This is a genomic window from Micromonospora sonneratiae, from assembly GCF_042679305.1.
Taxonomy (GTDB): Bacteria; Actinomycetota; Actinomycetes; order Mycobacteriales; family Micromonosporaceae; genus Micromonospora_H; species Micromonospora_H sonneratiae.
The window spans coordinates 1-25231 of sequence record NZ_JBHTMP010000088.1 but is presented as its reverse complement, the minus strand read 5'-3'; the positions used below and the strand labels follow the sequence as shown (position 1 = coordinate 25231).

At 68.0% G+C, this 25231-nt stretch carries 21 protein-coding genes and 2 pseudogenes; 7 read left to right on the top strand and 16 right to left on the bottom strand.

The window, feature by feature from the left end:
- Window positions 1-744 precede the first annotated feature (744 nt).
- A pseudogene (locus ACFQ4H_RS31755) lies at window positions 745-1434 on the top strand (hypothetical protein); the annotation flags it as partial.
- Window positions 1435-1570: 136 nt separating this feature from the next.
- Here the strand turns inward: ACFQ4H_RS31755 and ACFQ4H_RS31750 are convergent.
- Both ACFQ4H_RS31750 and ACFQ4H_RS31745 read right to left on the bottom strand, forming a co-directional pair.
- The gene (locus ACFQ4H_RS31750) at window positions 1571-2587 is read right to left on the bottom strand and encodes a D-alanine--D-alanine ligase family protein (protein WP_377578396.1); all 1017 of its coding nucleotides are present in this window, start codon (window positions 2585-2587) and stop codon (window positions 1571-1573) included.
- Window positions 2588-2595: 8 nt separating this feature from the next.
- Window positions 2596-3912: an aminotransferase-like domain-containing protein gene (locus ACFQ4H_RS31745; RefSeq protein ID WP_377578394.1), complete on the bottom strand. Its 1317-nt coding sequence runs from the start codon at window positions 3910-3912 to the stop codon at window positions 2596-2598.
- A 293-nt stretch (window positions 3913-4205) separates the two neighbouring features.
- Between ACFQ4H_RS31745 and ACFQ4H_RS31740 the strand changes: the two genes are divergently transcribed.
- Window positions 4206-4871, top strand: a complete 666-nt coding sequence (locus ACFQ4H_RS31740; RefSeq protein WP_377578392.1) for a GNAT family N-acetyltransferase — start codon at window positions 4206-4208, stop codon at window positions 4869-4871.
- Window positions 4872-5044: 173 nt separating this feature from the next.
- On the opposite strand, the gene ACFQ4H_RS31735 is transcribed toward ACFQ4H_RS31740, so the two are convergent.
- The 7 genes from ACFQ4H_RS31735 to murJ form a co-directional block, all read right to left on the bottom strand.
- Window positions 5045-6226 (bottom strand): N-acetylmuramoyl-L-alanine amidase, encoded by a 1182-nt coding sequence (locus tag ACFQ4H_RS31735; RefSeq protein ID WP_377578390.1) that lies wholly within the window; start codon window positions 6224-6226, stop codon window positions 5045-5047.
- 319 nt (window positions 6227-6545) lie between these two features.
- Window positions 6546-6869, bottom strand: coding sequence for a thioredoxin (trxA, locus tag ACFQ4H_RS31730; RefSeq protein WP_377578388.1), 324 nt, complete (start codon window positions 6867-6869; stop codon window positions 6546-6548).
- 28 nt (window positions 6870-6897) lie between these two features.
- Entirely contained in the window at window positions 6898-7854 is a 957-nt protein-coding gene (gene trxB / locus ACFQ4H_RS31725) for a thioredoxin-disulfide reductase (protein ID WP_377578400.1), read from the bottom strand.
- 183 nt (window positions 7855-8037) lie between these two features.
- Window positions 8038-9180 (bottom strand): hypothetical protein, encoded by a 1143-nt coding sequence (locus ACFQ4H_RS31720; RefSeq protein ID WP_377578385.1) that lies wholly within the window; start codon window positions 9178-9180, stop codon window positions 8038-8040.
- Window positions 9177-10091 carry an RNA polymerase sigma factor SigM gene (gene sigM, locus ACFQ4H_RS31715; protein ID WP_377578382.1) on the bottom strand — a complete coding sequence of 305 codons (915 nt, stop codon included), beginning with the start codon at window positions 10089-10091 and terminating at the stop codon, window positions 9177-9179. The genes ACFQ4H_RS31720 and sigM overlap by 4 nt, the downstream gene beginning before the upstream one ends.
- 46 nt (window positions 10092-10137) lie before the next feature.
- Complete coding sequence (locus ACFQ4H_RS31710) at window positions 10138-11751, bottom strand: protein kinase family protein (protein WP_377578379.1); 1614 nt, start codon at window positions 11749-11751, stop codon at window positions 10138-10140.
- 574 nt (window positions 11752-12325) lie between these two features.
- Window positions 12326-14071 (bottom strand): murein biosynthesis integral membrane protein MurJ, encoded by a 1746-nt coding sequence (gene murJ / locus ACFQ4H_RS31705; protein WP_377578377.1) that lies wholly within the window; start codon window positions 14069-14071, stop codon window positions 12326-12328.
- A gap of 127 nt (window positions 14072-14198) precedes the next feature.
- Here murJ and ACFQ4H_RS31700 point away from each other — a divergent pair, with 127 nt between their 5' ends.
- Window positions 14199-15659 carry a CCA tRNA nucleotidyltransferase gene (locus tag ACFQ4H_RS31700; RefSeq protein ID WP_377578374.1) on the top strand — a complete coding sequence of 487 codons (1461 nt, stop codon included), beginning with the start codon at window positions 14199-14201 and terminating at the stop codon, window positions 15657-15659.
- Between the two features lie 81 nt (window positions 15660-15740).
- Here the strand turns inward: ACFQ4H_RS31700 and ACFQ4H_RS31695 are convergent, their stop codons facing one another.
- From ACFQ4H_RS31695 to ACFQ4H_RS31685, 3 genes are all read right to left on the bottom strand, one after another.
- Window positions 15741-17258 (bottom strand): flotillin family protein, encoded by a 1518-nt coding sequence (locus tag ACFQ4H_RS31695; protein ID WP_377578372.1) that lies wholly within the window; start codon window positions 17256-17258, stop codon window positions 15741-15743.
- A gap of 29 nt (window positions 17259-17287) precedes the next feature.
- Window positions 17288-17812 (bottom strand): NfeD family protein, encoded by a 525-nt coding sequence (locus ACFQ4H_RS31690; protein WP_377578369.1) that lies wholly within the window; start codon window positions 17810-17812, stop codon window positions 17288-17290.
- A gap of 87 nt (window positions 17813-17899) precedes the next feature.
- On the bottom strand, window positions 17900-18895 hold the full coding sequence (locus ACFQ4H_RS31685) for a DUF6528 family protein (protein WP_377578366.1): 996 nt from the start codon (window positions 18893-18895) through the stop codon (window positions 17900-17902).
- Window positions 18896-19059: 164 nt separating this feature from the next.
- On the opposite strand from ACFQ4H_RS31685, the gene ACFQ4H_RS31680 reads away from it, so the two are divergent.
- Window positions 19060-20376, top strand: a complete 1317-nt coding sequence (locus tag ACFQ4H_RS31680; protein WP_377578363.1) for a hypothetical protein — start codon at window positions 19060-19062, stop codon at window positions 20374-20376.
- A gap of 45 nt (window positions 20377-20421) precedes the next feature.
- Here the strand turns inward: ACFQ4H_RS31680 and ACFQ4H_RS31675 are convergent, their stop codons facing one another.
- Window positions 20422-21123 (bottom strand): TolB-like translocation protein, encoded by a 702-nt coding sequence (locus ACFQ4H_RS31675; protein ID WP_377578360.1) that lies wholly within the window; start codon window positions 21121-21123, stop codon window positions 20422-20424.
- 216 nt (window positions 21124-21339) lie between these two features.
- Between ACFQ4H_RS31675 and ACFQ4H_RS31670 the strand changes: the two genes are divergently transcribed.
- Both ACFQ4H_RS31670 and ACFQ4H_RS31665 read left to right on the top strand, forming a co-directional pair.
- On the top strand, window positions 21340-21516 hold the full coding sequence (locus ACFQ4H_RS31670) for a hypothetical protein (RefSeq protein ID WP_377578357.1): 177 nt from the start codon (window positions 21340-21342) through the stop codon (window positions 21514-21516).
- Window positions 21517-21660: 144 nt separating this feature from the next.
- Window positions 21661-22140 (top strand): methylated-DNA--[protein]-cysteine S-methyltransferase, encoded by a 480-nt coding sequence (locus tag ACFQ4H_RS31665; RefSeq protein WP_377578354.1) that lies wholly within the window; start codon window positions 21661-21663, stop codon window positions 22138-22140.
- Between the two features lie 115 nt (window positions 22141-22255).
- Here the strand turns inward: ACFQ4H_RS31665 and ACFQ4H_RS31660 are convergent, their stop codons facing one another.
- The gene (locus ACFQ4H_RS31660) at window positions 22256-23335 is read right to left on the bottom strand and encodes an inositol-3-phosphate synthase (RefSeq protein ID WP_377578398.1); all 1080 of its coding nucleotides are present in this window, start codon (window positions 23333-23335) and stop codon (window positions 22256-22258) included.
- Window positions 23336-23447: 112 nt separating this feature from the next.
- On the bottom strand, window positions 23448-24044 hold the full coding sequence (locus ACFQ4H_RS31655) for a PadR family transcriptional regulator (protein ID WP_377578351.1): 597 nt from the start codon (window positions 24042-24044) through the stop codon (window positions 23448-23450).
- 187 nt (window positions 24045-24231) lie between these two features.
- On the opposite strand from ACFQ4H_RS31655, the gene ACFQ4H_RS31650 reads away from it, so the two are divergent.
- Window positions 24232-24699, top strand: coding sequence for a DUF5318 domain-containing protein (locus tag ACFQ4H_RS31650; RefSeq protein WP_377578348.1), 468 nt, complete (start codon window positions 24232-24234; stop codon window positions 24697-24699).
- 136 nt (window positions 24700-24835) lie between these two features.
- On the opposite strand, the pseudogene ACFQ4H_RS31645 reads toward ACFQ4H_RS31650, so the two are convergent.
- A pseudogene (locus ACFQ4H_RS31645) lies at window positions 24836-25231 on the bottom strand (hypothetical protein); the annotation flags it as partial.

Below are 25231 nucleotides of genomic sequence, written 5' to 3'. Positions count from 1 at the left end.
GCCCGGTGGCCCGGTGGCCCGGTGGCCCGGTGGCCCGGTGGCCCGGTGGCCCGGTGGCCCGGTGGCCCGGTGGCCCGGTGGCCCAGGGCCGACCGTCGCCAAGCCCGCCGTGTGGGGCCTGCACCCGCTCCGGGTGTCGACCATGACGATGCTTCTCCTCTCAGCGCTCCGCCGGGTGCCCGGCGGCCTGTTCGTGTCCACGGCTCCGCCTCTTGTTTCACGTGAAACAAGAGGCCGATTCCGGGTCGGCGTGAGGACCACATGGCAGTGGCGCAATCAAGCGGCAGCCGGCGTCACGCAGCGGTGTTGGTCGGGCGGCGACGTCAGCCTGGGCAGCGGTGTCAGGTGGCCGGCATCAGGCCAGCGGCATCAGGTGGCCGGTGTCAGTTGGGCGGTGCAGCTAGGCGGGGGCGTTGATCGGGCGCCTCTGGGACAAGGGAGGGCCGGCACGGGTCGACGAACAGGTATCCCCGAGGGCGGTTGCCCGGAGGATCGGTCGGACGCGCCTTCCCGGGTGGGCCAGCTGGCCGGAAGTAATCCACAGGCGTTGTCCACAGGCTGGCCTGTTTCACGTGAAACAGCGCGTAAATGTGGGTGCGAGCCTGTGGATGACGGGGTGGAACCTGCCGGAAATCGCGCCTTCCGAGGCTCGGGATCAAGCCGTCGCTGGCAGCCGATCACCCCCGTCCGGTTCGACGGATGCTCCCCTCCCGGGAGGACTCCGACTCGGTTACTGTCACCCTCGTGCCCGACACCCCACCCGTACCCAAGTTCGCCAACTGGCCTTCGTTCCCCTTCGAGGGCGATCTTCGTGTCAAGCAGCTCGACGAGCCGGTAGCGGTCGAGCCGGCCCGCAAGGGCGAAGGTTCTTCCGCCTGCTCTTCCTGTTCGGCTCCTGACGAGGCCTACATCTGGGTCAGTGACCGTTGGCGGGTACGTGCAATGGACCGCCCGAGTGGGCTGCCGATGGTGCTCATCCTGGAATCGCGATCGCACTTCGATCTGGGAGACCTGCCCAACCTGATGGCGGCCGAGCTTGGCGTGATGACTGTCCGGTTGGAGCGGGCCATCCGATCGCTGGACGGCGTCGTGCGCGTCCATGTGAACCGTTGGGGGGATGGCTCCGCCCACTTCCACCTGTGGTTCCTTGCCCGGCCCTATGGGCGGCTGCAACTACGGGGCACGTTCCTTCCCCTGTGGGACGACATCCTTCCGGCGATCCCCGAGGAACAGTGGCGGGAGAACCTGGCGCTCGTTGCTGCCTGGCTGGCGGAGTTCGGCGGTCGGACGCTGGCTGAGCCATCCCGTATCCAATGGCAGGCGCCGTCGAGCTTGGCGCAACAGGCTTCAACGACGGCCGTACCGCAAACCGACATCCTGGATGCTGAAGCGGCTCTGGTGGCACAGGGCGAGGTGCCACCAGAGGAGGGTTCCGGCAGAGAGGGCTGAGCCTCGGCCCTGGCCTCAGGCTCTCGTCTGAGGCCAGGGATCCGGGTCTGCGACCCGGCGCTGCATTGGTGGGAAACCGCGAGCAGTTCCCGATCGGGTACGGGCGAACGCCGGCGCTGCGTCAACCGCGCCGGGAAGCCGCCCGGGAAACCATCGACCCGAGCAGCGCACCGAAGTCGAGACCGGCTGCCTGCACCGCCAGGGGCAGCAGCGAGGTCTCGGTCATTCCGGGCGAGACGTTGACCTCCAGCACGTGGGGATGCCCGGCCTCGTCGACGATGAGGTCGACCCGGGACAGGTCCCGTAGCCCGAGAGCGGAGTGGGCGGCCAGCGCGATCTCAGCCACTTCAGCCGCCACCGCAGGTTCCAGCCGGGCCGGTGTGTGCCAGGTGGTCAGCCCGGCGGTGTAGCGGGCCGCATAGTCGTAGACGCCGTTACGCGGGACGATCTCCACCGCTGGCAGGGCCTGGGGACCGTCGCCCAGATCGACGACGGAGACCGCCACGTCCATGCCGGGGATGTAGCGCTCGACCAGCGCGGTCGAGTCGTACGCGAAGCAGCCGACCATGGCTGCGGGCAGTGCGGCGGCATCTCGGACCACGGCCGCGCCCAGCCCCGAGCCACCCTGAGTCGGCTTGATCATCAAGGGGAGCCCGAGACGGTCGGCGATCCGGTCGAGCACGGCGACCGCGCCCAACTCGGAGAAGCGGTCATGGGGCAGGGCCACCCAGTCGGGCGTGGGAATGCCTGCTTCGCGCAGGACCGCCTTTGCCGACGGCTTGTCCCAGGCCAACCGGGCGGAGCGGGCGTCGCATCCGACGTAGGGCACGTCGCACAGGTCGAGGACGCCCCGCAGCGAACCGTCCTCGCCCGTCGACCCGTGCAGCGCGATCACCACCGCATCCGGTGGATCCGCCATCAGGGTAGGAAGCAGGGCGGTGTCGGCATCGTGCAACTCGGCGTGGACCCCGACCGACCGGAGTGCGTCGAGCACCCGACGACCCGATCGGAGGGACACGTCACGTTCGTAGGAGAGACCGCCAGCCAGCACCAGCACCCGAAGATCCGTCAGGGCCGCCGAGCGGGGCGGTACGGGGCCGTCGGCTGGCTGCGGGCTGCTGACTGGGGTTGCACTCATGTTGGAGATCATGCCAAGTCTGGGCCCGGCACGTCCGAGCCGGCCTGCCCCCGACGCCGGGTGGCCGGTCGGGCAACCGCCCCGAAGACCTGGCGCATCGCCATCTCCTGCTCCATCACGCTGGCCAACCGGCGGACACCTTCACGGATCCGTTCCGGTGGCGGGAACGAGAAGTTGAGCCGCATGTTGCCGGCGCCGGAGCCATCGGCGTAGAAGCCGGTGCCCGGAACGTAGGCGACCCGGGCGGCGATGGCCCGGGGCATCATCGCCTTCGCGTCCAACCCCTCGGGCAGGGTGGCCCAGACGAAGAGCCCGCCCTGGGGCTCGGTCCAGGAGGTGCCGGCCGGCATCAGGTCGGTGAGGGCGCTCAGCAACGCGTCCCGCCGTTCCGCGTAGACCTGGCGGTACGTCTTGAGCTGCTCGCGCCAGGGCATGGTGGAGAGATAGGTCGAGACCGCAGCCTGGGCGTAGTTGCTCGGGCAGAGGATCTGAGCCTCGCTGGCGATCACCAGCTTGTCCCGTACGGCGTGCGGCGCCAGGATCCAACCCACCCGCAGCCCCGGGGCGAAGGTCTTGGAGAACGTGCTGAGGTAGAAGACCCCATCGCGGCGACGGGCCCGCAGGGGGGCCGGTGCTTCGCTGCCGAAACCGAGCTGCCCGTACGGATCGTCCTCGACCACGAGAAGGCCGGCACGTTCGCAGATGTCGAGCACCCGTTCCCGCCGCTCGTCGGTCAACGTCACGCCGGTCGGGTTCTGGAAGGTGGGGATGGTGTAGAGGAACTTCGCCCGACGTCCAGAGCGGGCCACCTCGGCGATGGCCGCCTCCAGCGCCTCCGGCACCAGGCCGTCGCTGTCCATCGCCACGTGCACGACCTGTGCCTGGGCCGCCTGGAAGACACCGAGGGCACCGACATAGGTGGGCCCCTCGGCCAGCACCACGTCCCCTGGGTCGAGGAAGAGTCGGGCGACCAGGTCGAGTGCCTGCTGCCCGCCGACGGTCACCACCACGTCCTCCGGGGAGGCGCCGCAGTTCACGTCGATGCCGGAGAGGGCCATCACCTCGCAGATCCGCTCGCGTAGTTCGAGGGTTCCCTGCCCGATGCCGTACTGGAGGGTGCTCGTGCCCTGCTCCGAACCGAGTCGGCCGAGCATCTCGCCCACCGCGTCGAGGGGAAGTGCGGCGATGTACGGTGCACCACCGGCGAGGGACACCACCTCCGGCCGACTGGCTACGGCGAAGAGTGCTCGGATCTCCGATGCCGTCATGCCACGGACGCGCCGTGCATAGCGATCGGTATAGTCGTCGAGCGTCGTGCCGGTCATGACATCACCTCGATCACGCAGTTCGCTGGGCATGCCGGCAACTCTGGCGGCACAGCGTCGGTTGGTCGATCCTAGTCCGCGACAGCGACCAGCGTCATCGGACCTTGGGGTTAGTCCGCATCCCGGACCTGCTGTTTTGTCACAGGCACGATCACAAGCCCGTACGAATCCGCCCAACCCCTCCCACGGAACCCGGTTCCGGCGTACGATCGCTGATCGGGGGCAAGGAGACGGCGACGGCGGCGATGCTTCGCGGGGCTTCAACCTCCGACCATACTTTTGGGGATGCGCCAATGTCGCGACGTCTGGTCAGTCTGACCCTCGACACGCTGGAGGACCTACCGCGTCCGTGCCGGCAGTGCGTCTACTGGGAGTTGGATCCGGTGGCCGCCGAACGAGCCGTCAACGCCGGGGATCCCGGACTGGAGAAGGAAGCCTGGGTCTCGCAGACCCTGCTGGAGTGGGGATCCTGCGGCAAGCTCGCCTACGTCGACGGCATGCCCGCAGGATTCGTGATGTACGCGCCGCCGGCCTACGTGCCCCGTTCCATGGCCTTCCCCACCTCGCCGGTCTCCGCTGACGCGGCACTGCTGACCACCGCGCACATCGTGGCCGCCTTCTCCGGTGGCGGACTGGGTCGGATGCTCGTACAGGGCGTTGCCCGGGATCTGACCAAGCGGGGGATCAAGGCCATCGAGGCGTTTGGTGACGCCAAGTTCGGTGAGGAGGGCAACGGTGTCGGCGGTTGCGTCGCACCGGCCGACTTCTTCCTCTCGGTCGGGTTCAAGACCGTCCGTCAGCATCCGCGTTATCCGAGGCTCCGGTTGGAGTTGCGTACGGCGTTGTCCTGGAAGTCCGACGTCGAGTACGCGCTGGAGAAACTACTCGGGTCGATGAGCCCGGACAGCCTGCTCCGTCCGGCCGTACGCCCCGCAACCCGGTCCACGACCCCGAGCTGAGCCGGTCCACGACCCCGAGCTGAGCCGGTCCACGATCCCGCGTCGAGCACCAGGGGCGGCCGCACAGCGGAACGTCCGGCTGAGCCCCGACTTCAGGGGTGAGCCGGACGTCGGGCTGACGCCGGGCCCCATACGCTGACGCCGGCTCCCGTACGAAGCTGGGACGCCGGATTTCACACGATGGCTGATCGTTGTGCCGCACTGGCCGCCATCGCGGCACGAAGCTCGCTCACGTCGATCGAGCCGGTCGGCACATCCTGATCGATCGGGTAGTACATCCGCTGTACCGCGGCGACGATCGCCTCCACGACCCGATCCCGGAAGCGGGGGTTGACGAGCCGGTCCCGGTCGACGGCCGAGGTGAGGTATCCGACGTCGACGCGTACGGCCGGCATCCGGGTCAGCCGGAGGAGTTCCCAGGTCTTGGCATGGGTACGGCAGTCCCGCATTCCGGTCCGGGCCACGATCTCACGCTGGACCAGACCGGCCAGCCGCTCGCCGACCGTCGAGGTGACGCCGTTGTCGGTGCCGTAGTGGTAGGAGGCCACGCCGTTGGCGTCGGGGTTGGCGTGGCGGTCGACGTGCAGTGAGATGAGCAGGTCCCCGCCCAACTCGTTGGCCAGCTCGGCACGGGCCAGGTCCGGCAGCGGCGCGGCGGGTGCAGGTCCACGGGTGAGATGGACCCGCATTCCGGCGGCACCCAGCCGCCCTTCCAGCCGGGTGGCCAGGTCGTACGTCAGGTCGGCCTCGGCCCAGCGGAGCTGCCCGTCCGGTACGACGACACCGGGGTCGGAGGCACCGTGGCCAGGGTCGATGATGATGACCTTGCCGACCAGGGTGGGCCCGGACTGGCGGAACGCGTCCGACTCACGTAGCCACTGTGGCCGTCCGCCGACCACCTTGCGTCCGAGCCGGCGCAGCGCGTTCATGGTCTGCGGTCCGCAGGCACCATCTGCGGTCGCCAGACCGACCTCCCGCTGGAACTGGGCGACGGCTCGTGCGGTACGGGCGCCGTAAACACTGTCGGCTCGGCCGACGTCGTAACCCATTTCCAGCAGGCGTTCCTGTAGCGAGCGGACGTCTTCACCGGTGAGTGGCTCGGGCACCGCGTGGTAGAGGGTACGGGCACCGAGCCGCCATCGGGCGGCGTCCAACGCCCGCCAGGTCTCCGCGCCGACCTGACCGTCGACGCTCAGCCCCCGGCTCTGCTGGAAGGCACGTACGGCTCGTTCGGTTTCCGTATCGAACTCGTCGGTTGCCGAGGCTGCGGTGGTGGTGAGCAGGTCGAGACTCATCAGGACGCCACGGATCTCCGTTACCGCAGGACCTCGGTCTCCTCCACGGATCGGACGCACGAATGACCCCCTAGGCGCGTTTCTTGCTGGTGGGGCCCGTCCGGCGGCACACCGCGACCCAGCGGCCCAGGCTCCAACTTCTCGGTGAGCACGCATTCGGGAGCGTACCGTGATGCTGTGCCCACTGCTTCGGGTTAGCCGGATGCGGGTGACCTCCAGAGCGGTGAACGGTCACGAAGCCGAAGCCGAAGTCGAAGTCGAAGTCGAAGCCGAAGCCCGGCCGGGCTTGCAGCCGGCCCGGGAAACGGCTCGCGCCCGCGGCCATCGGCCACGGGCGCGAATCGGATCGATCTGGTCTGGTCCGGCGGAGGCGGAACTCCTAGATTGCGTCCTCGATCATCTTGATCAGGGCGCTCTTGGGCTTGGCACCGACGACCGAGTGCACCGGCTCGCCACCCTTGAAGATGGTGAGGGTCGGTGCGGACATCACCCGGTAGGCGCGGACGGTCTCCGGGTTCTCGTCGATGTTGAGCTTGACGATCTTGATTTTGTCGGCCATCTCACCGGCGATCTCTTCCAGCAGCGGCGCGACCTTACGGCACGGCTGGCACCATTCCGCCCAGAAGTCGACCAGAACCGGCTTGTCGGACTGAAGCACGTCACCGACGAAACTCGCGTCGGTGACCGCCTTTGTTGCTCCCACTGAGACCCTCCTCGGGCAGACTTTCGGGTTATTCGTCTTTCAACGTCGCGATGAACCGCTCGGCGTCCAGCGCCGCAGCGCAGCCGGTACCCGCAGCGGTGATCGCCTGGCGGTAGGTGTGGTCGACCAGGTCGCCGGCCGCGAAGACGCCGGGAACGTTGGTACGGGTACCCGGCGAGTCGACCTTCACGTAGCCGTTCTCGTCCAGTTCGACCTGGCCACGGAAGAGTTCACTACGCGGGTCGTGGCCGATGGCCACGAACACGCCGGTGATGTCCAGCGTCTTCGACTCACCGGTGTGTACGTTGCGCAGCCGGATCCCGCTGACCTTGTTGTCCGTGCCGAGGACCTCCTCGACGACGCTGTTCCACTCGACGCGGATCTTCGGGTTGTTGAGCGCCCGCTCGGCCATGATCTTGCTGGCGCGGAACTCGTCACGGCGGTGGATGATGGTCACGGATGCGGCGAACTTGGTGAGGAAGGTCGCCTCCTCCATCGCCGAGTCACCGCCGCCGACCACCACGATGTCCTGGTCCCGGAAGAAGAACCCGTCGCAGGTGGCGCAGGCCGAGACGCCACGGCCGAGCAGTTCCTGCTCCCCCGGTACGCCGAGCGGGCGCCACGCCGACCCGGTGGAGAGGATGACCGCCTTCGCGCGGTACGCGGTCTCACCCACGTACACCGTGCTCACCGCACCGGACCCGGGCGTTCCGGTGTCGACCAGCTCGACCCGGGTCACGTCGTCGGTGATGAACTCGGCACCGAACCGCTCGGCCTGCTTGCGCATCGAGTCCATTAGTTCGGGCCCGAGGATGCCGTCCGGGAAACCGGGAAAGTTCTCCACCTCGGTGGTGGTCATGAGGGCACCGCCGGACTCCACGCCCTCGATGACGAGTGGTTTGAGATTGGCGCGTGCGGCGTAGACCGCCGCCGTGTAACCGGCTGGCCCCGAGCCGATGATGATCAGGTTACGGACCTCGTCCACTGCCATCTCCCGATTAGTTTGTCTTCGCCACCGGAACTCGTCCTGGTGCGGGTTCGATGACCGGTGCCCCCTAGGGAAGCCCCAGCTACCGCACAGAACGTCATCGTACGAATGGGGATTCCCGAGCCGGTCATCCGGTGGGTCACGTCACGTGGACGGCCATACCCAGCGGCGACCGTCCAATCACCCTACCCGCGTGCGGTAGCGGGTGTCCGCGCCGGAGCTGGACACACCACATTCGGGACCGACGACCCAGACCCATCGGGCACCGGCGCCGTCGGTGAAGGAGACCACCACTGCGGGGCTGCCCTGGAACGAGGCGTAGTCCACGAAGTTCACCGTCAGCTGCCCGCCGGCATGGTCCGTCGCGACGGCATGGAGGCAGGTCGTCAGCGCCTCGGTGTCGGCCAGCCGGTGCAGACCGCCGACGGCCTTGACCCGGCCCGGTTCAGGTGCCAGGTCCGGACCGCCCTCCGCGCCCTCCACCGTTATCGACGGTTTGCCGAGTGCGGTGACCCTGTTGGCCAGCGTGCCGGGGGTGTAGTCGGAGCCGCTGGCCAGTGGGGCCGAGTTGGGAAGCTCCAGGATCACCCGTGGCGTGCCGTACGTGTCCGGGGAGCGATTGGAGTTGTTGGGCAGATGTTCGGCACCAGCCCCGCGCGGTGCACTGGCGGTGTCCTGCTGACTGTCGGAACCGGTCAGCCGGCTGATACCGAAGCCGGAGAAGGCGGCGACAGCGGCGGCTATCGCCACCGGCCCGGCCAGCCGCGACCACCGACGGCGGGAGCGTACCGCCCTTCGGCCCGGTCCCCGGGTTTCGTCGCCGGGTACGACCGCCGGCCCCCGGCCGGGGCGGTCGAGTACATCCGTTCCCGGCTGGCCCGGGGAACCGGCGGCTGCCGCTGCCCGGTCCGTGACCCGGTCCGACCGATCCGTCACCACGTCCGGTCGGTCTGCCGTTAGGTCCGGTCGGTCTGCGGCCAGGTCCGGTCGATCGACCGCCACTTCCGGTCGGTCCGTGACCCGGTCCGGCTCGGCTTCGTGGCCCGGCCCGGGCGGTGCAGCGATCGGGCCGGCGGCAGCGAGTGCGGCGGTGAGCCGGTCGGTCACGTCGGACGGCATGACCTCGGGAATGTCACCCCAACTCGCCAGGCTGCCCTGAACCGTCTCCATGGCGGTCACCAGTTCGGCGTACGCCTGCGACCAGGCTGGAACCGTGGCGATCAGACGGGCTACCTCGGCCTCCACCGGCGCGTCGGTCAGCGCGCCACCGACATAGTCGGCCAGCAGGTCGAAATCGACCTCCCCGAACTGGCCCGCCGTCACTGCTCCTCCTGACTACCGTCGTGTCCGGACTGGGATGATGACCCTGATCGGACGACGCCGCCGGCTGTGGGGTTCCCTCGGGTGACCGTCGGCACGTCAGCCCGGGAGCCGGCAGGTACGGGTACGTCCCGTACACCGCCTGGATTGGCTGAACCAACTGAACCGCGCGGGCCGGCTGAGGTTACCGGGCCACCGCTGGTCGGGTGGGATCGCGCTGTAGTCGGGTATGGGCGCAGATGGCCAAGGATCTGGGCGAGTCTGGCCCGGCCCCGGGCACAGCGACTCTTCACGGTGCCCTCGGCGACACCGAGGATTCTCGCGACCTCGGCGACCGGATAGCCCTGGACGTCCACCAGCACGAGAGCGGCCCGTTGTTCGAGGGGCAGTTCCGCCAGCGCCTGGCGTACGACCAGAGCGGTGTCATGGTCCGGAGCGGGTGCGACTGGCTCGATGCCGGTGCTGAACCGGTCCGAGTCGGCGGGGCGGGAGCCGTCGGCCAGCGGCACGGTGGGCTGCGCCTGGCGTCGGCGGATCCGGTCCAGACACGCGTTGACCACGATCCGGTGCAGCCAGGTGGTGACGGCGGAGTCGCCCCGGAAGCGGGGTGCTGCCCGATGGGCGGACAGCAGCGCGTCCTGTAGGGCGTCGGCCGCCTCCTCCCGGTCGGGAAGGGTGCGCACCGCGACGGCCCACAACCGGTCACGGTGCCTGCGGAAGAGTTCCGCGAAGGCGTCCCGGTCACCGTCGACGTGGGCACGGAGCAGCTTCTCGTCGGTGAGGTCGGCGAGCCGCCCGGGTGACCCGGTGCCGAGCCGGGCACCCTCGGACTCCCCGGCACCGGAAGCGGGAAGTCGATCGGGATGAACCCGTCCCGTACGGCCGTCAGCCCCCAGGGATGCCGGACCGGTCATGACCGTGCCTGGGCCGGGTGGCTGACAGCCGTACGGGATCGTGTGGTCACGTGCCGAGAACCGTAATCTCCTGGACGCCGATCTTGTACTTGCCGGGTTCGTTCTGCGGCAGGTCGGTGATCCAGAACAACAGGTACTGGTACTTCGTGTCCGGGTCGAATCCGGAGAAGTTCATCGTGGCGCCGGCCTTCTCGAACGGTTCGCCGATCGGTGCCTTGAGATAGGCCTTGAGCAGTTGGTCGTCGCCGGCCTTCGTCTGCGGCGGGTTGACGGTGCCGGTGAGCATCTGCGCGGACGCGCCCGGAGCGGAGAGGGCAACCTGCACCGAGGTGATGTTGCGCGGCTCCTTCAGGTCGATCAGGATGCCCATTCCCCGCTTGTTGTTGCCGAAGTTGGACTTGTTCCAGTAGCTCTCGGTGTACCAACCACTGTCCGTGTCACCGTCGACCGTCTTCTCGACGTTACGCAGTTCGGAACGGTTGCCGTCCGGGTCGATGACGCGTACCTGGGAGCCGTCGAGTGCGATCTTCTGGGCTTTCGCGGCCGGCGGAGTGCCGGAATCCCCGGGTGCTCCACCCGCACCGGCTGAGGCGGACGGTCCGGCCCCGGGGTCGTTGGCGTCACTGTTCAGTGCACGGACACCGAAGAAGAGGCCGAGTAGCGCGATGACCAGCAGTCCGGCCACGCCGATGACGATCTTCTTGCCACCGGCCTGGGTCAGCCCGGGGCCTTCGTCGTCGCTGGCTGCGAAGCGCAGCGGGCCGGCCGGTTGGTCCAGGTAGTGCTCCTCGGCCGGCGTGTCGAGCCGGCCCAGTTCCGCGGCCAGCACGTCCGACGCCGGAACGGCGAGTTCGGAGTCGAGCAGGTCCATGGTCAGATCGTCGAGATAGGTCGGCACACCGGCCCTGATCTGACGTGGTGCGGCGATCGCGCCGCTGGCGTCACGTACCGCATCGGGCAGCGCGGAGCGGCCCCGTCCACTTGATCCGGTGGTCAGCGAGGCCTCGGCGTGCGGCCAGCGGCCCGTCAGTGCGAAGTAGAGGATGCCGCCGACGGCACGTACGTCGGTCTCCGGGGTGTCGGCACCGTCGGACCGGGCGTCGGCCAGCACCACCCGACCGTCGCCATCCACCATGACCGTGCCCGGGTGGATGTTGCCGTGCACCATGCCGGTGGCGTGGACAGCGGCGATGGCCCCGGCGACCGCGTGGGCGATGTTCGTGGCCCGGGCCGGGTCGAGCGTCCCGTCGGCGACCAGTTCGCGCACCGACTGGCCGTCGACCCACTCTCGTACGACGTAGGCCCGGTTCTCCTCGTCGATGGCGTCGTAGACACCGACCAGGTTGGGGTGGATCACGCGGCTGGCCGCGACGGCGGCCTGCAGCATCTCCTTGGCGGAGTCACCACCGGGGTAGCGCAGCACCACCGCGACGGGGCGGCGCAGCACCACGTCGACCCCGCGCCAGACCTGTCGGCCGGCGCTGTCGTCGTTGATGTGTGCCACCAACTCGTACCGTTCGGCAAGAATTTCACCGACAGTGGGTGCACCGAAGGTCATTACCGGCGGGGCGGCCTCATCCGCCTCTTGACCTTCGCCGACCTGGGTCACCCGTCCTCCCTCGGTGAACTTGTCAATCGATGGACCCGCGTTGCTGGGCATTTGGCTTCCCGCTCTGCCGTCGAAGGAACCGGCCGGCAGCGTCCTCCCATAGCGTAGGCGCTTGCCGCACCCGACGGGAGCGACCTTACCCGGGTTCGACTGATCCCCGACATGTCATCTTGCGGTCGTACCCTCCAGGGTGCCAGGAGCGCGGCCTTCCGTCCTGGTACGGCCACTGTCATCCAGGTTGCCCGCATCGACAATTGCCGCGCAACTCCTGAATCCTGACAGAAATCGAAGTGTCGGCAACTCCACAGATAGATCCACAGGCGGAGTGGCCGGACCGGCCGACGGTGGGTCAGTTGGTTCCCGGGGTGACCCGGGTCAGCTTAGCCAGGTCGCCGCCACTGTCGTCGCGGGCGGACCCCATGTTCCGGACCTCCGGCGACCAGCAGCGTCGGAAGTTATCCACAGGCGGTACGAGTCTGTGGAGAAGGAAAAAACAAAGTTATCCACAGCGGTATCCACAGCGGCTGCGTTAGGTGTGGACGAACCTGGGGCCGGGCGTGGCGATGCCGTGGGGCGGTGCCGGACCGGAGGTCCGCTGTCCGGGAGGGCAGCCGGGTGGCGTGGATCACCGGCCGAGTTTGCGCCGGACCATTCCGACCACCTCGGTGATCTCCCCGATCCGCAGCAACAGTGCCAGCCCGACGTAGGAGCCGCCGATGACGACCCCGCCGACCACCAGTTGGAGGATCGCCTGCGGCCGGCTGAGGTGCTCCCCGCCCGGCAGCAGTGTGATCACGACCAGGCCGACGACGGCGGCACCGAGCGCGGCCACCAGCACCTTGCCGAAGGTCCGCATGATCTCGCTCAGGCCGATCCGACCGACCCGGGGCCGCAGTAGCCAGGCGGAGAGCACCGCAGCGGCGACGTACGACACCGCGTTGCCGAGCATCAGCCCGGAGGCGGTGAACTGCGTGGAGAACGCGGCGAAGAGCGCGATCTGGACCAGGACCCGGAGGACGACCACCGGGATGTTGATCAGTGCCGGCATCCGGGTGTCGGGCAGGGCGTAGAAGGCGAAGGTGAAGAGCTGGCTGATGGAGAAGGGCACCAGCGCCAGCGCGGCGACGATCAGCACCGTCGAGGTGGCGACCGCGCTGTCCGCCCCGTACGCGCCCCAGCGGAACAGGGCCACCGAGATCGGCAGCGCCAGCACACCGAAGACAACCGCGACCGGTGCCAGCACTGCCGTGATCATCCGGGTGCCCCGGGACAGGTCCGCGGTGAGGTCGGCGAACCGGCCGTCGCCGGCGGCGGCGCTCATCCGGGGCATCAACGCGGTCACGATCGAGACGGCGATGATGCCATGTGCCATGTTCAGCAGCAGGAAGACGTTGTTGTAGATCAGCGGGCCGGCGCCGTTCTCGTCGCCGGCCCGGTTGAGCAGGTTGAACAGGACCGCCAGACCGATCTGGCTGACCGCCACGTAACAGATCATCCAGGCACCGAGCCGGCCCAGCTCGCGCAGGCCGAGGGCCCGGAAGTCGAACCGCCAGCGCCAGCGGAAGCCGACCTTGCGCAGCGCCGGGAACAGACCGGCTGCCTGGACGATCACCCCGAGCAGGGTGCCGCCACCGAGCAGGATGATCCGGCCGGCGGTCATCTCGTCCGGTTCGATGATCTCCGCGCCGAAGATGGCGATGTAGAGCCCGAAGGTGGCGATGACCACCAGGTTGTTGAGGATCGGGGCCCACATCGGGGCGGCGAAGTGTCCCCGGGTGTTGAGCACCGCGCTGATCAGCGCGGAGAGGCCGGTGAAGAAGATCATCGGCAGCATCAGGTAGGACAGCAGCGTGACCAGGTTCTGGAACTCGTCACTGGTCTTGTCACTGCCGTAGAGGGAGGTCAGTACCGGCGCAGCCGCGACCGCGGCCACCGTCGCCACCCAGAGGGCGATCACCGCCAGGGTGAGCAGCCGCTGGGCGTACGCCTCGCCCCCGTCCGAGTCGACCTTGCGCCGCTGGACCAGCACCGGGATCAGGACGCTGGTCAGGATGCCGCCGAGCAGGAACTCGTAGACCATGCCCGGGAAGATCTGCGCCGTGGTGTACGCGTTGCCGACCGCGAACGTACCCAGTGCCGAACCGAGTACCAGGGTGCGCAGGAATCCCGTACCCCGGCTGACCAGGCTGCCGATCGCCATGACCGCGCTGTTGCCGGCGGCGGTGCCGCCGACGGGAGGCTCCGGTGCCGGCGAGGTGGACTCGACCATGGGCTGGTCGATCCGGTCCACCGAGATGTACGTGGCACCGTCGGACGGTGGTTGGACGCCGTCGGGTGTGGCGTTCGCACTGCGGTAGAGCCCGCCACCCATTGCAGCCTCCCTCTGGGGTACGCGGGCAGGCTGCCCGCCAGCACTGCTCAGACCTTAGTCAACTCGCGCATGACACCGGAGTCCCGCGTCCAATGCCGGTGGCGTCGCCCGATAGTCTGGCGATCCCATGTCCGAAACCTCCGCACCCAGCGCCGCCGACCGACGCGACCTGACCGCAGCGCAGCGCAACGCCGTCGCCGAACTGCTCCGGGTCTCCCCGGTCGCCGACGAGTTGGGCCGCCGCTTTGCCCGCGCCGGCCACGAACTGCACCTGGTGGGCGGTTCGGTACGTGACGCACTACTCGGGCGGCTCGGCGACGACCTCGACTTCTGCACCGATGCCCACCCGGACCAGACACTGCGCATCCTCAAGGGCTGGGCGGAGTCGACCTGGGAGACCGGCCGGGAGTTCGGCACGATCGGAGCGCAACGCAACGGGCTCCGGTTGGAGATCACCACCTTCCGTGCCGAGTCCTACGACCGGGTGACCCGCAACCCGATCGTCGAGTACGGGACGAATCTCGTAGACGATCTCAAGCGCCGCGACTTCACCATCAACGCGATGGCGGTCAGCCTGCCCGAGCACCAGTTCACCGACCCGTACGGCGGGTTGGCGGACCTGGCCGCCCGGGTCGTCCGTACGCCGGGGACCCCCGAGGAGTCCTTCGGTGACGACCCGTTGCGGATGCTGCGGGCCGCCCGGTTCGCCGCCCAGCTCCGGTTCGCCGTGCACCCGGCGGTACGCACGGCGATGGCCGCCATGGCGGCGGACCTGGACCGGATCACCGCCGAGCGGATCCGGGACGAGTTCACCAAGCTGCTCTGCGGGGCCGATCCGATCGCCGGTCTGCGGTTGCTGGTGGACACCGGACTCGCCGACCGCTTCCTGCCCGAGGTGTCCGGACTGAAGCTGGAGATCGACGAGCACGCCCAGCACAAGGACGTCTACGAGCACACCCTGACCGTGGTCAGCAACGCCATCCGCCTCGAAACGGACGGCTGCGACTTCGTACTGCGGATGGCGGCGCTCATGCACGACGTGGGCAAGCCGGCGACCAAGGCGGTCGGGCCGGATCGCCGGGTGAGTTTCCACCACCACGAGCTGGTCGGCGCACGGCTGACCAAACAGCGGATGAAGGCGCTGCGCTACCCCAAGGACGTGATCGCCCAGGTCGTCAAGCTGGTCGGATTGCACCTGCGGTTCTACGGCTACGGCCGGGGCGAGTGGACCGACTCGGCGGTCCGTCGTTACGTGACCGATGCCGGTGACCTGCTGCCCCGACTGCACCAGCTGACCCGATCCGACTGCACCACCCGTAACCGGCGTAAGGCCGCGCAGCTCGCGGCCGACTACGACGCGTTGGAGGAGCGGATCGCCCGGCTGGCGGAGGAGGAGGACCTGGCCCGGGTCCGGCCGGACCTGGACGGCAACGCGATCATGGAGTTGTTGGGGGTGCCCCCGGGGCCGATCGTCGGTCGGGCCTGGAAACACCTCAAGGAGGTCCGCCTGGAGCGCGGCCCACTCGACCGGGACGAGGCCGAGGCGGAGTTGCTGCGCTGGGCACGTGACCAGGGCCTGACCGACTGACCGACCTGTCGTGACGAGAAGGTCGCCACCCCGGAGTGCGGGCGGCGACCTTCTCGTCGATCCTCTGGCTCTGGCGCTGCGTTACTCGGTGCTCGATCCCTCGATCGTGCTCCGGCTATCAGTGCTGTTGGCGCTGCTCAGGCCACCGAGCTTGGCCAGTAGCCCGGACAGGTCGATACCGGTCAGGTCGGTACCGAGTTGCAGGCCCTGGGCCACGTTGCTGGCCACGGACTTCGTCAGCGAGGACGCACCGTCGGTGGAGATCACCGTCATCTTGTCGATGTTGCCCATCGGGGCGCTGGCCGCCTCGACCACCTGCGGCAGCACCTTGACGAGCAGGTCGAGCACGGCGGCCTCGCCGTACGCTGCGAATGCCTCGGCCTTGCGGGCCATCGCCTCGGCCTCGGCCTGGCCCTTGGCCAGGATCGCCGCCGCCTCCGCCTCGCCCTCGCGCTCGATGGCCTCGGCGATTGCGGTACGACGACGCTGTTCCGCCTCACCCTCCTTGGCACCCTCGATCGCGTTGGCCTCGGCCAGCGCGGCCCGGCGGGCCCGCTCACCCTCACCGGTCAGCCGGGCCTGCTCGGCGGCGGCCTGGGCAGCCGCGATGGTCGCCTGCCGTTGTGCGTCGGCGTGCAGCACGGCCGCGTTGCGGGACGCCTCCGCCTCCTGCTCGACCTTGTATCGGGCGGCGTCGGCCGGCTTGCGGACCTCGGTGTCGAGCTGGCGCTGCTTGAGTTCGGCGTTGCGCTCGGCCACCTTCTGCTGCTCGGAGAGGATCGCCTGGTCCCGTTCGGCCTGGGCCAGCGGCCCGGCCGCCGCCGACTTGGCCTTGGCCGCGTCGATCTCGGCCGCGATCGCGGCCTGCTTGAGTGCCAGGTTCCGGTTCGCCTCGGCGATCGCCTCCTCGGCCAGCAGCCGTTCCTGCTCGGCGGCCTGCCGGGCCCGAGCCTCGGCGATGGCCGCGTCCTTGAGCACCCGGGCGGCCTCCGGCCGGCCAAGGTCCTGAAGGTAGGAACCCTCGGCGAGGATGTCCTGCAACTGGAACGTGTCGAGCACCAGCCCCTGGTTGGTCATCGAGTGCTCGGCTTCCTCCGCGACGGCGCTGGCGAAGGCGGCCCGATCCCGGATGATCTCCTCGATGGTCAGCCGGCCGACGATCGAGCGGAGCGCGCCGGCCAGCACCTCCCGGGTGAAGTCCTCGATCTCGTCCTGCTGGTTGAGGAACCGCTGGGCGGCGGCCCGGATCGCATCCTCGGTGCCGCCGACCTTGACGATCGCCACACCGTGCAGTTCGGTCCGGATGCCCTGCTTGCTCACCGCGCCCTTGATGCCGACGTCGATTCGCCGGCTGGACAGGTCGAGGGACTGCAACTTCTGCACGATCGGGAGTACGAAGACCGACGCGCCCAGTACGACCTTCTGGCCGGACATGTCGGTGGAGCGACCACCGTCGGCGGTCTGGGTGGTACGCCCCTTACGGCCGGTGACGATGAAGGCCTGGTTGGGGCCGGCGACCTTGATCCGGGAAAGTACGAACAGGACGATTACCACGATGAGTAGGACCGCCCCGCCGATGGCGGCGAGCAGTGGTGTCATGAAGCTCCTTATGCAGGATGAGGGGTTGCCTAAATGATTTGCGGGGTTTTTTCGACCAGGACACTGGTGTCGCTGAGGGCCTCGATGACGAAGACCTGGGTACCGGTGGGGACCGGCTCCCCGGACCTGGCGTTCAGCTTCACCGGCTGGCCGCCGACCCGGACCCGGACCTCGCCATAGCCGACGGCGGGAATCGGGGTGACCACCACGCCGATCGCCCCGACGAGGTGGTGTCGAGTGGGCGTCTCGTCGGTACGCATGTTGCGGGCCGCGCGGGCGAACCGTACCGCCAGCCAGCCGGTGGGCACCGCGGCCAGGACACCGATACCGGCGGCGACGGCGATGAGACCCGGGGTACTGGCGTCGAGTAGTTCGCTGGCGATCGCGCCACCGAACCCGAGCGCACCGACGAAACCGGCGACCGCCTCCAGGGAGACCGGACCATCGACGTCCGGGTGCCCGAAGCTGAACAGTTCGGCGCCGAGCAGCGCGATGGTGAGTACCGCCAGCCCCACTCCACCGATGATGAGGAAGACAAGGGTCGCCGTGGCCATGCCGGCAGAGTAGCTGCCTGGCGCAATGGACGAGGAGGCCACGGCCTGGGCCGTGACCTCCTCCTCGTCCGTTACGTGACTGGTCGGTTACTCGAAGGCGGTGGACCAGACCCGTACCTTGTAGAACTCGGCCCCGGATCGGGTCTTCGTGCTGGTGGCCGTACCGGCGGAGTTGAAGAACTGCACAGTGGGGCTGCCCCAGGTGCGCCTGCCGGTGTTGTCGCCCCGTACCCAGGCGCGCTCGCCGCCGGAGTGGTTGACGTACGCCTTCACCCGGGTCGTACCGGAGACCTTGGTCGTCCGGAAGGTCCAGGTGTCGACGGAGTAGACCCCGGAGGTGTGGGTGATGAAGAGGGTGCTCTTGCTGGTGTACGAGGCTTGCAGATCGTGCCCGAGGTTGGGCTTGGTCTCTCCGGCCGAGTTCCGGTAGGTGCCGAGGCTGATGTAGCCGTTCCTGGCCGTCAGCCGGGTGCTACGACCTGAGCCGGTGATGCTGTACGGCACCAGCCTGCCCTCCCCGATCGCCCAGAGGTACTTGTGTGTCGGGTCGTAGAGCACCCCGTGCGCACCCTTGAGGCTGATGGTCTGCACCTTGGCCAACGTGCTCGGCTTGCTGACGGCGGTCGGCGAGTACAGCGTCAGGTAACCGTTGGAACTGGCCACCACGACCGAGCCGTTGCCGGGAATGCGCTCGATGGCGTGCGGATTTCCGCCCGGGGTGGCCTGCCAGAGGATGTCGCTGGTGGTGGCCTTTTTTTTGCCGGCCTTCACGTCGACGATGGCGGCCTTGCCGCCGGAGGCGGCGACCAGGGCGATGGTGCCGTGCGCATCGGTCGCGCGGATCTTCACGTCCGACAGGTTCTGCCAGGTGCCGCCCGTGGTGCCCGGCGTGAACTGCCAGTACAGGTTGGCGTCGGTCCAGCTGACGTTCCGGTTCCACACCAGCACCCGGTTGCTGACCTGCTCGGTCGTCGCCAGGTAGTAGTTCGCCGAAGCCGATGCTGGCGTGATGGCGATCAGCGTGCTGGCAGCGACCGCGGCTGCGGCGCTGACCAACGCGATGGCCAGGTTCCTGTTACGCATCAGTCTCCTTTGGAGTCGGCAGATGCCGGCGTTCGGACGGTAGTGCTCGATCGCAAGGGACGGCGCAGGTACGGCGCAGCCGATCTACGGTCGATGCCAGCCGATGTACGACGATTCCGCTGAAAACCCTGGCAGGCGCCGCCCGGCGAAAATAATCTACCTCAATGAATATATCCAGGAAGTATTCCTTTGTCGCGGGTGGGGTGTTGGCGGCGCTGGTCGGGGCGGTGGCGCTGGCCAGCCCGGCGGTGGCCGCAGACGTCCGGCTCAGCCAGGTGACCGAGCGCAGCGGCGCGGCCTTCGCGCTGACCGCCGACTTCAGCCTGACCAGCTACGCCAATACACTGGCCAACCGGATCGGTGCCGACAGCGTGGCGACCGTGCTGGATACGGCCAACCGCTCGGTCACCGCCTGCAACAGCAGCCAGTTGCTGGCCCAGCCGCAGCACTACACGCGTACGGATATTCCGCTGGACCCGAGCCAGATCATCAGCTCGTCCGACCGGTTCTGTTGGAACGCCGAGGACAGCAGTGTCAAGCACTGGCTCCCGCAGGGCATCACCGGATCCTCGGATGCCGACGACGACCACCTGTGGGGCGAGGACCGGGCGATGGTCGTCGCCTGGCACTACTCGGCGACGATCGCCGGCACGTCGTACGACAAGGGTGCCCGGATATCGATGGTCGACCGGAACACGGGGAAGTACCGGCACGTGCTGCTCGTGGAACCGACGAAGACCAGCACCCCCAACTACAAGGCGATGGGCATCCACGCCGGTGGCATTGCCTGGCTGGGAAACTACCTCTACGTCACCGACACGGCGGTCGGCATCCGGGTCTTCGACATGCGTAAGTTCCTCTGGGTGGATGCCGCGAACGGTAACCAGGTCGGCTTGGTCAACGGCGTCTACAAGGGACACGGCTACTCGTACGTGCTGCCCCAGATCGGCGTCTACAAGCAGGCCAACATCCAGGCCTCCTGCGTACCGGCGACCTCGTCGCTTTGCTTCTCGTCGTTGACCCTGGACCGGAGCACCACGCCGGACACCCTGGTGGTAGGCGAGTACCGCAACAACATCGACACCGCCAACCTGGACGTGGTGGGCGGCCGGGTGGTGCGTTACCCGGTCGACGCCTCGACCCGGCAGCTCACCCTCACCTCCGGCAAGGCGGTACCCCGGGACACGGTCACCATCCCCAAGTCGAACATCCAGGGCGTGCAGACCTGGAACGACACCTATTATCTTGGCCGTTCGTCAGCTGACAAGCACAGCTTCCTGTTCACCGGCCCCCGGGACGTCCCGATGAAGACCTGGAGCTGGGGCGTTGGCGGTGAGGATCTCTATCACGAGCACACCGGTACCGGCAGCACCATGAGCGCCGGCAAGATCTGGACCGCCACCGAGCACTACGTCGACCCGAACGGCGCGGTGATCGACAAACGGGTGGTCTTCGCCGTACCGCTGTCGGAGACCTTCTGACGTACGCGCCGCCACGCAGCCCCCTGAGTCAGGGGGCTGCGTGCGTCAACGAGGGGCTACGGAGATCTTCAAGAAAGCCAGCTCCTTCGGCAGCGGTTGCCGATCGAGTTCCCGACCGTTTCGGTCGATGAGGATGGCGTTGCTGCGAGGCCCGTCAAGGTAGCAGAGGCGGTCATCGGAAACCCAGACCACGTCGGCCGTTGGAAGGTCGCGGACGATGCGCCCATCGGCGACCTCGACCAGGAGCGGAAGCCTCTTCTGGCCACTGATCACCACAGTGCGTCCGTCCGGCGACCAGGCCGCTGGTCCGGCAACATCACCCCGAACCGGTATGAGCCGGGTGGGCTGACCGCCATCGGCGGAGAAGAGCTGTAGGCCACGGCGGAGATGTGGCTCGGCCTCCGACCTCGGTGCGCCGAGGTCGGTCTGCGGCAATGCGACCTCTTGACCATCGGGTAGCCAGGTGAATGCGCAGTAGTCCGTACACAGGTAGCGCTGCCGGTCGACCTCGTAGTCACGGAACATGCCATCGGCGCTGAGGATGCCGAATGAGAACCGACCAGTGTCCTTGTCGAAGAGGGTCAGTAGGACACGACTTCCGTCCGGTGACCACTGCACGTCGCCGAAACGTATGCCGGTACTGACCCATTTCACCGCCCTGGTGCCGAGGTCGAGCAGGCCGATCTCCCGAGCGCGATCGCCGTCCCAGACTGCGGCGAGGTTGCCCCGTGGCGCGGCCCACACCATGTCGTATTCGTCAACCTGGAGATACCTGCCGCGTGACCGGTCGAAGACGAGCCCAACGGGTTCGGAGTCCTCATCGCTGCTGGTCGCACCAGTGACAATCCATCCGCCGGGAAGCTCCAGCGGCGCGTCCTTCCAACCCGGGCCGGGCGGTGTCCGCTCTGGGGCGTCGGTGATCAGGTTCGGCCCTGCTGCTTTGCGATGCTGATCATTCTGATCGTGACTGAGCCAGAGCGTGGTGCCAGCGACAGCCCCGACCACGACGCATACCACCGCCGCTACGGTAGCCCGACGCCCCTTCCGGGGCGGGCTGTGTCCGGTGCCTACTTCGGCAGCCTCTCCCATGCGTGGAGTTCGCTGAACGGATTCCTGGGACACCTGGTGTCTCCGATCTGACGACCATGCGATCCGGCGGGCTCGCTCTCGACAACGCCCGTTGCCAAGCAGACCCGTAGAGAGGGTACTGCGTTTGGTCGATGGAGCTCGTCGACCGGGTCTCGCCTGAGCGGCACCTGATTCCAGAGCGCGGATAATGGGTGGATGCGCTGGATTGTGCTCGCCTCCCCGATCGGTGAGCTGTCCGTCGCCATGGACGACATCGGGGTCTGTGGCGTGCAGTTCGGGGCGGTGGAGAACGTCACCGGCGATGCTGAGGACGACGGGTTCGCGTCGGTGGTGGCTGAGCTACGGGGGTACTTCGCCGGGGAGTTGACCGGGTTCACCGTGCCGCTGTCGGTGCGGCGCGGCTCCGAGTTCGAACGGGCGGTCTGGGATGAGATGACCAAGATTCCGTACGGCGAGACCCGGACCTACGGCGAGGTGGCAAGGATGGTCGGTGATCCGGGCGCGGCCCGTGCGGTGGGGGTGGCCTGCAATCGCAACCCGATCCCGGTGATCGTGCCGTGCCATCGGATCGTCGGGGCGGGCGGAAAACTCGTCGGCTTCGGTGGTGGGCTGCCCCGCAAACGCCATCTGCTGGAACTCGAAGCCGGGGTGGCACTGCGACACGCATGGGGCTGACTGCCGCCAGGCGGACGTACCGGCTGAAGCGCCGGACGGACGTACCGCTGCAGTGCCGGACGGACGACGCGAGGGCCGGGTCCAGACGGACCCGGCCCTCGATGGCGTATCGGGATCAGCGCTCGACGTCGCCGGCGATGAACTCCTCGACGGAACGACGGGCGACATCGTCGGCCCGCTGCTCCGGCGGCGACTTCATGAAGTAGGACGACGCGGAGAGGATCGGGCCACCGATGCCCCGGTCCTTGGCGATCTTCGCGGCGCGGACCGCGTCGATGATGATGCCGGCGGAGTTCGGCGAGTCCCACACCTCGAGCTTGTACTCCAGGTTGAGCGGCACGTCACCGAAGGCGCGACCCTCCAGCCGGACGTACGCCCACTTGCGGTCGTCGAGCCACTGCACGTAGTCGGACGGCCCGATGTGCACGTTCCGGCTGCCCAGTTCGGTCTGGATGTTGCTGGTGACCGCCTGGGTCTTGGAGATCTTCTTGGACTCCAGCCGCTCCCGCTCGAGCATGTTCTTGAAGTCCATGTTGCCGCCAACGTTGAGCTGGTAGGTGCGGTCCAGCACGACGCCACGGTCCTCGAAGAGCTTGGCCAGCACCCGGTGGGTGATGGTGGCACCCACCTGGGACTTGATGTCGTCACCGACGATCGGCACGCCGGCGTCGGTGAACTTCTGCGCCCACTCGGGGTCGGAGGCGATGAAGACCGGCAGCGCGTTGACGAAGGCGACCTTCGCGTCGATCGCGCACTGCGCGTAGAACTTGTCGGCCTCCTCGGAGCCCACCGGCAGGTAGGAGACGAGTACGTCGACCCGGGCGTCCTTGAGCGCCTGGACAACGTCCACCGGCTCCTGGTCGGACTCCTGGATGGTCTGCAGGTAGTACTTGCCGAGCCCGTCGAAGGTCGGCCCGCGCTGCACGGTGACGCCGGTCGGCGGTACGTCGCACAGCTTGATGGTGTTGTTCTCGCTGGCGACGATCGCCTCGGCGAGGTCCATGCCCACCTTCTTGGCGTCCACATCGAACGCCGCGACGAACTCCACGTCCGATACGTGGTAGTCGCCGAAGGTAACGTGCATGAGACCCGGAACGCGGTCGTGGGGGTCGGCATTGCGGTAGTACTCCACGCCCTGGACCAGGGACGAGGCGCAGTTCCCGACACCGACGATGGCGACGCGGACGGAGCCCATCGCGTTTGCCTCCTTCTTGTTCGTCACGGCCGCTCCGGCTCTCCCTGGACTGCCCAGGCGGATGCGGACTGTTTCCTACTTCTGTTGTGGTTCTCTTGGCACAGTGGTGAGGTCACCGGTCAGGTCCGCTTCCACCTTCTGCGGCGCGGCCAGCGTCCGGGGCTCGCCCGGACCGCTCGTTGGCGATCAGTTCCTCCAGCCAGCGGACCTCCCGCTCACAGGCATCCAGCCCGTGGCGCTGAAGTTCGAGCGTGTACGCGTCGAGGCGCTCGGCGGCCCGGCCCAGCACGTCGCGCAGGCCCTCCCGCCGTTCCTCGATCTTGCGGCGACGACCCTCGAGGATCCGTAGCCGGGTCGCCTGGTCGGTACGGGAGAAGAATGCGAAGTGCACCCCGAAACCGGTGTCGTCGTACGTTTCCGGACCGGCTTGGGCGATCAGTTCGGCAAACCGCTCCTTGCCCTCTGCGGTGATCTTGTAGACGATCCGACCACGCCGGCTGGTGAGAGCCGGCACCTCCTCGGCATCGGCCGGCGTCTCGGACGCCTCGGCGATGCAGCCGGCGGACTGAAGCCGCCGGAGGGTGGGATACAGCGATCCGTAGCTGATCGCTGCCCGGATCGCGCCCAGCTTCGTGGCGAGTTCCTTACGTAGTTCGTAGCCGTGCATCGGGGACTCCTGCAGGAGGCCGAGGATGGCGAGCTCGAGCACTGAACTCCCCTTCCTGTACCCGCTGAGCGGGACGACCAACGCGGACGACAGCCGTGCGATGTATCGGCTCGATACATCGCACGCTAAACCCGTACGGGGCCGAACGCAAACACCCACTCTGCGCAGATGGAGTTACAGAGCGTGATGGAAGTCGCCTCGTTCGGCCGAAGCGCGTACCCTTGCGCGCATGCGTACGCAGCGACAGGTCGTCGACTACTCGCTTCAGAAGCGAGCGCTGCTGCGTGAGGTGTTCTCTGGTCGAATCGGCACCTACGAGGTCTGCGACGCGTCTCCGTACCTCAAGAACGCTGCCCGGTTCCATGGTGAGCCGACCGAGGTCAGGTGTCCGATTTGTCGCCAAGAGAACCTTACCCACGTCCACTACATCTACGGTGATGAGCTCAAGCAGTCAGCGGGACAGGCCCGGACCCTTGCGGAACTACCTGCTCTGGCGATGACGCTGCGTGAGTTTCAGGTCTTCGTAGTGGAGGTGTGCCGAGGATGTGACTGGAACCATCTCGTCGAGCAGTTCCTGCTCGGGCGGGACGGACTGGTCGGTGGCGCCGGTGAGGCTCAGGGCGGTGACACGGCGGCCTCGTCGGGCGCGGGCTCTGGCGGGCCTGCGACAGAGCGAAGGCGTGAGGCCCGGCAGTGATCCCAGTTCGTCCGGTGGTCCTCAGGGTTTCCCGATCAGGACGGGGCACGTGGAAATACTCTAATCGGATAAGTGTCGTTTTTTCAGATTTGGCAGCCCTGAGGCGGTCAGAGCGCTTCAGTGTGCGTGGCCTAACTCACGGCAACCCGGTGGTGTCGCTTGCGCGTGCCACCGCGACCGGCAGGGTGTGACGAATGAACTCGTACGGCGATCCCAGTTCTCCGCGTGGGAGGGCCCGGATACCGGGTTCCAACGGTGACCAGGGGCCAGCGGCGGACGATCCGTACCAGGGGCGAGGGCCAGCGGCCTCCGCCTCCCACTGGCAATCGACAGATGACGGTGCGCCCGCGGGACGCTCCGGCGGCGGTGGCCGGGCGGCCTCCGGGCCACCCGGATCCACACCCGGGTCCAGCGGACGCGCTTCGGTCGGCAGAGCGAACGTGGGCAGCGCCTCGGTCGGTTCGGCCTCGGTGGGGCCAGCCTCGGGCGGTTCGGCGGGCCGGGCACGGGTCGGGCGAGCTGTGGTGCCGGG

What these genes read in the sequence shown, in the direction of transcription:
- ACFQ4H_RS31750 (WP_377578396.1), bottom strand. Translation starts at nt 2,587, where the DNA reads ATGAGTGCAACCCCAGTCAGCAGCCCGCAGCCAGCCGACGGCCCCGTA.
- ACFQ4H_RS31745 (WP_377578394.1), bottom strand. Translation starts at nt 3,912, where the DNA reads ATGACCGGCACGACGCTCGACGACTATACCGATCGCTATGCACGGCGC.
- ACFQ4H_RS31740 (WP_377578392.1), top strand. Translation starts at nt 4,206, where the DNA reads ATGTCGCGACGTCTGGTCAGTCTGACCCTCGACACGCTGGAGGACCTA.
- sigM (WP_377578382.1), bottom strand. Translation starts at nt 10,091, where the DNA reads ATGACCGGTCCGGCATCCCTGGGGGCTGACGGCCGTACGGGACGGGTT.
- ACFQ4H_RS31710 (WP_377578379.1), bottom strand. Translation starts at nt 11,751, where the DNA reads ATGCCCAGCAACGCGGGTCCATCGATTGACAAGTTCACCGAGGGAGGA.
- murJ (WP_377578377.1), bottom strand. Translation starts at nt 14,071, where the DNA reads ATGGGTGGCGGGCTCTACCGCAGTGCGAACGCCACACCCGACGGCGTC.
- ACFQ4H_RS31700 (WP_377578374.1), top strand. Translation starts at nt 14,199, where the DNA reads ATGTCCGAAACCTCCGCACCCAGCGCCGCCGACCGACGCGACCTGACC.
- ACFQ4H_RS31695 (WP_377578372.1), bottom strand. Translation starts at nt 17,258, where the DNA reads ATGACACCACTGCTCGCCGCCATCGGCGGGGCGGTCCTACTCATCGTG.
- ACFQ4H_RS31690 (WP_377578369.1), bottom strand. Translation starts at nt 17,812, where the DNA reads ATGGCCACGGCGACCCTTGTCTTCCTCATCATCGGTGGAGTGGGGCTG.
- ACFQ4H_RS31685 (WP_377578366.1), bottom strand. Translation starts at nt 18,895, where the DNA reads ATGCGTAACAGGAACCTGGCCATCGCGTTGGTCAGCGCCGCAGCCGCG.
- ACFQ4H_RS31680 (WP_377578363.1), top strand. Translation starts at nt 19,060, where the DNA reads ATGAATATATCCAGGAAGTATTCCTTTGTCGCGGGTGGGGTGTTGGCG.
- ACFQ4H_RS31675 (WP_377578360.1), bottom strand. Translation starts at nt 21,123, where the DNA reads ATGGTGTGGGCCGCGCCACGGGGCAACCTCGCCGCAGTCTGGGACGGC.
- ACFQ4H_RS31665 (WP_377578354.1), top strand. Translation starts at nt 21,661, where the DNA reads ATGCGCTGGATTGTGCTCGCCTCCCCGATCGGTGAGCTGTCCGTCGCC.
- ACFQ4H_RS31660 (WP_377578398.1), bottom strand. Translation starts at nt 23,335, where the DNA reads ATGGGCTCCGTCCGCGTCGCCATCGTCGGTGTCGGGAACTGCGCCTCG.
- ACFQ4H_RS31650 (WP_377578348.1), top strand. Translation starts at nt 24,232, where the DNA reads ATGCGTACGCAGCGACAGGTCGTCGACTACTCGCTTCAGAAGCGAGCG.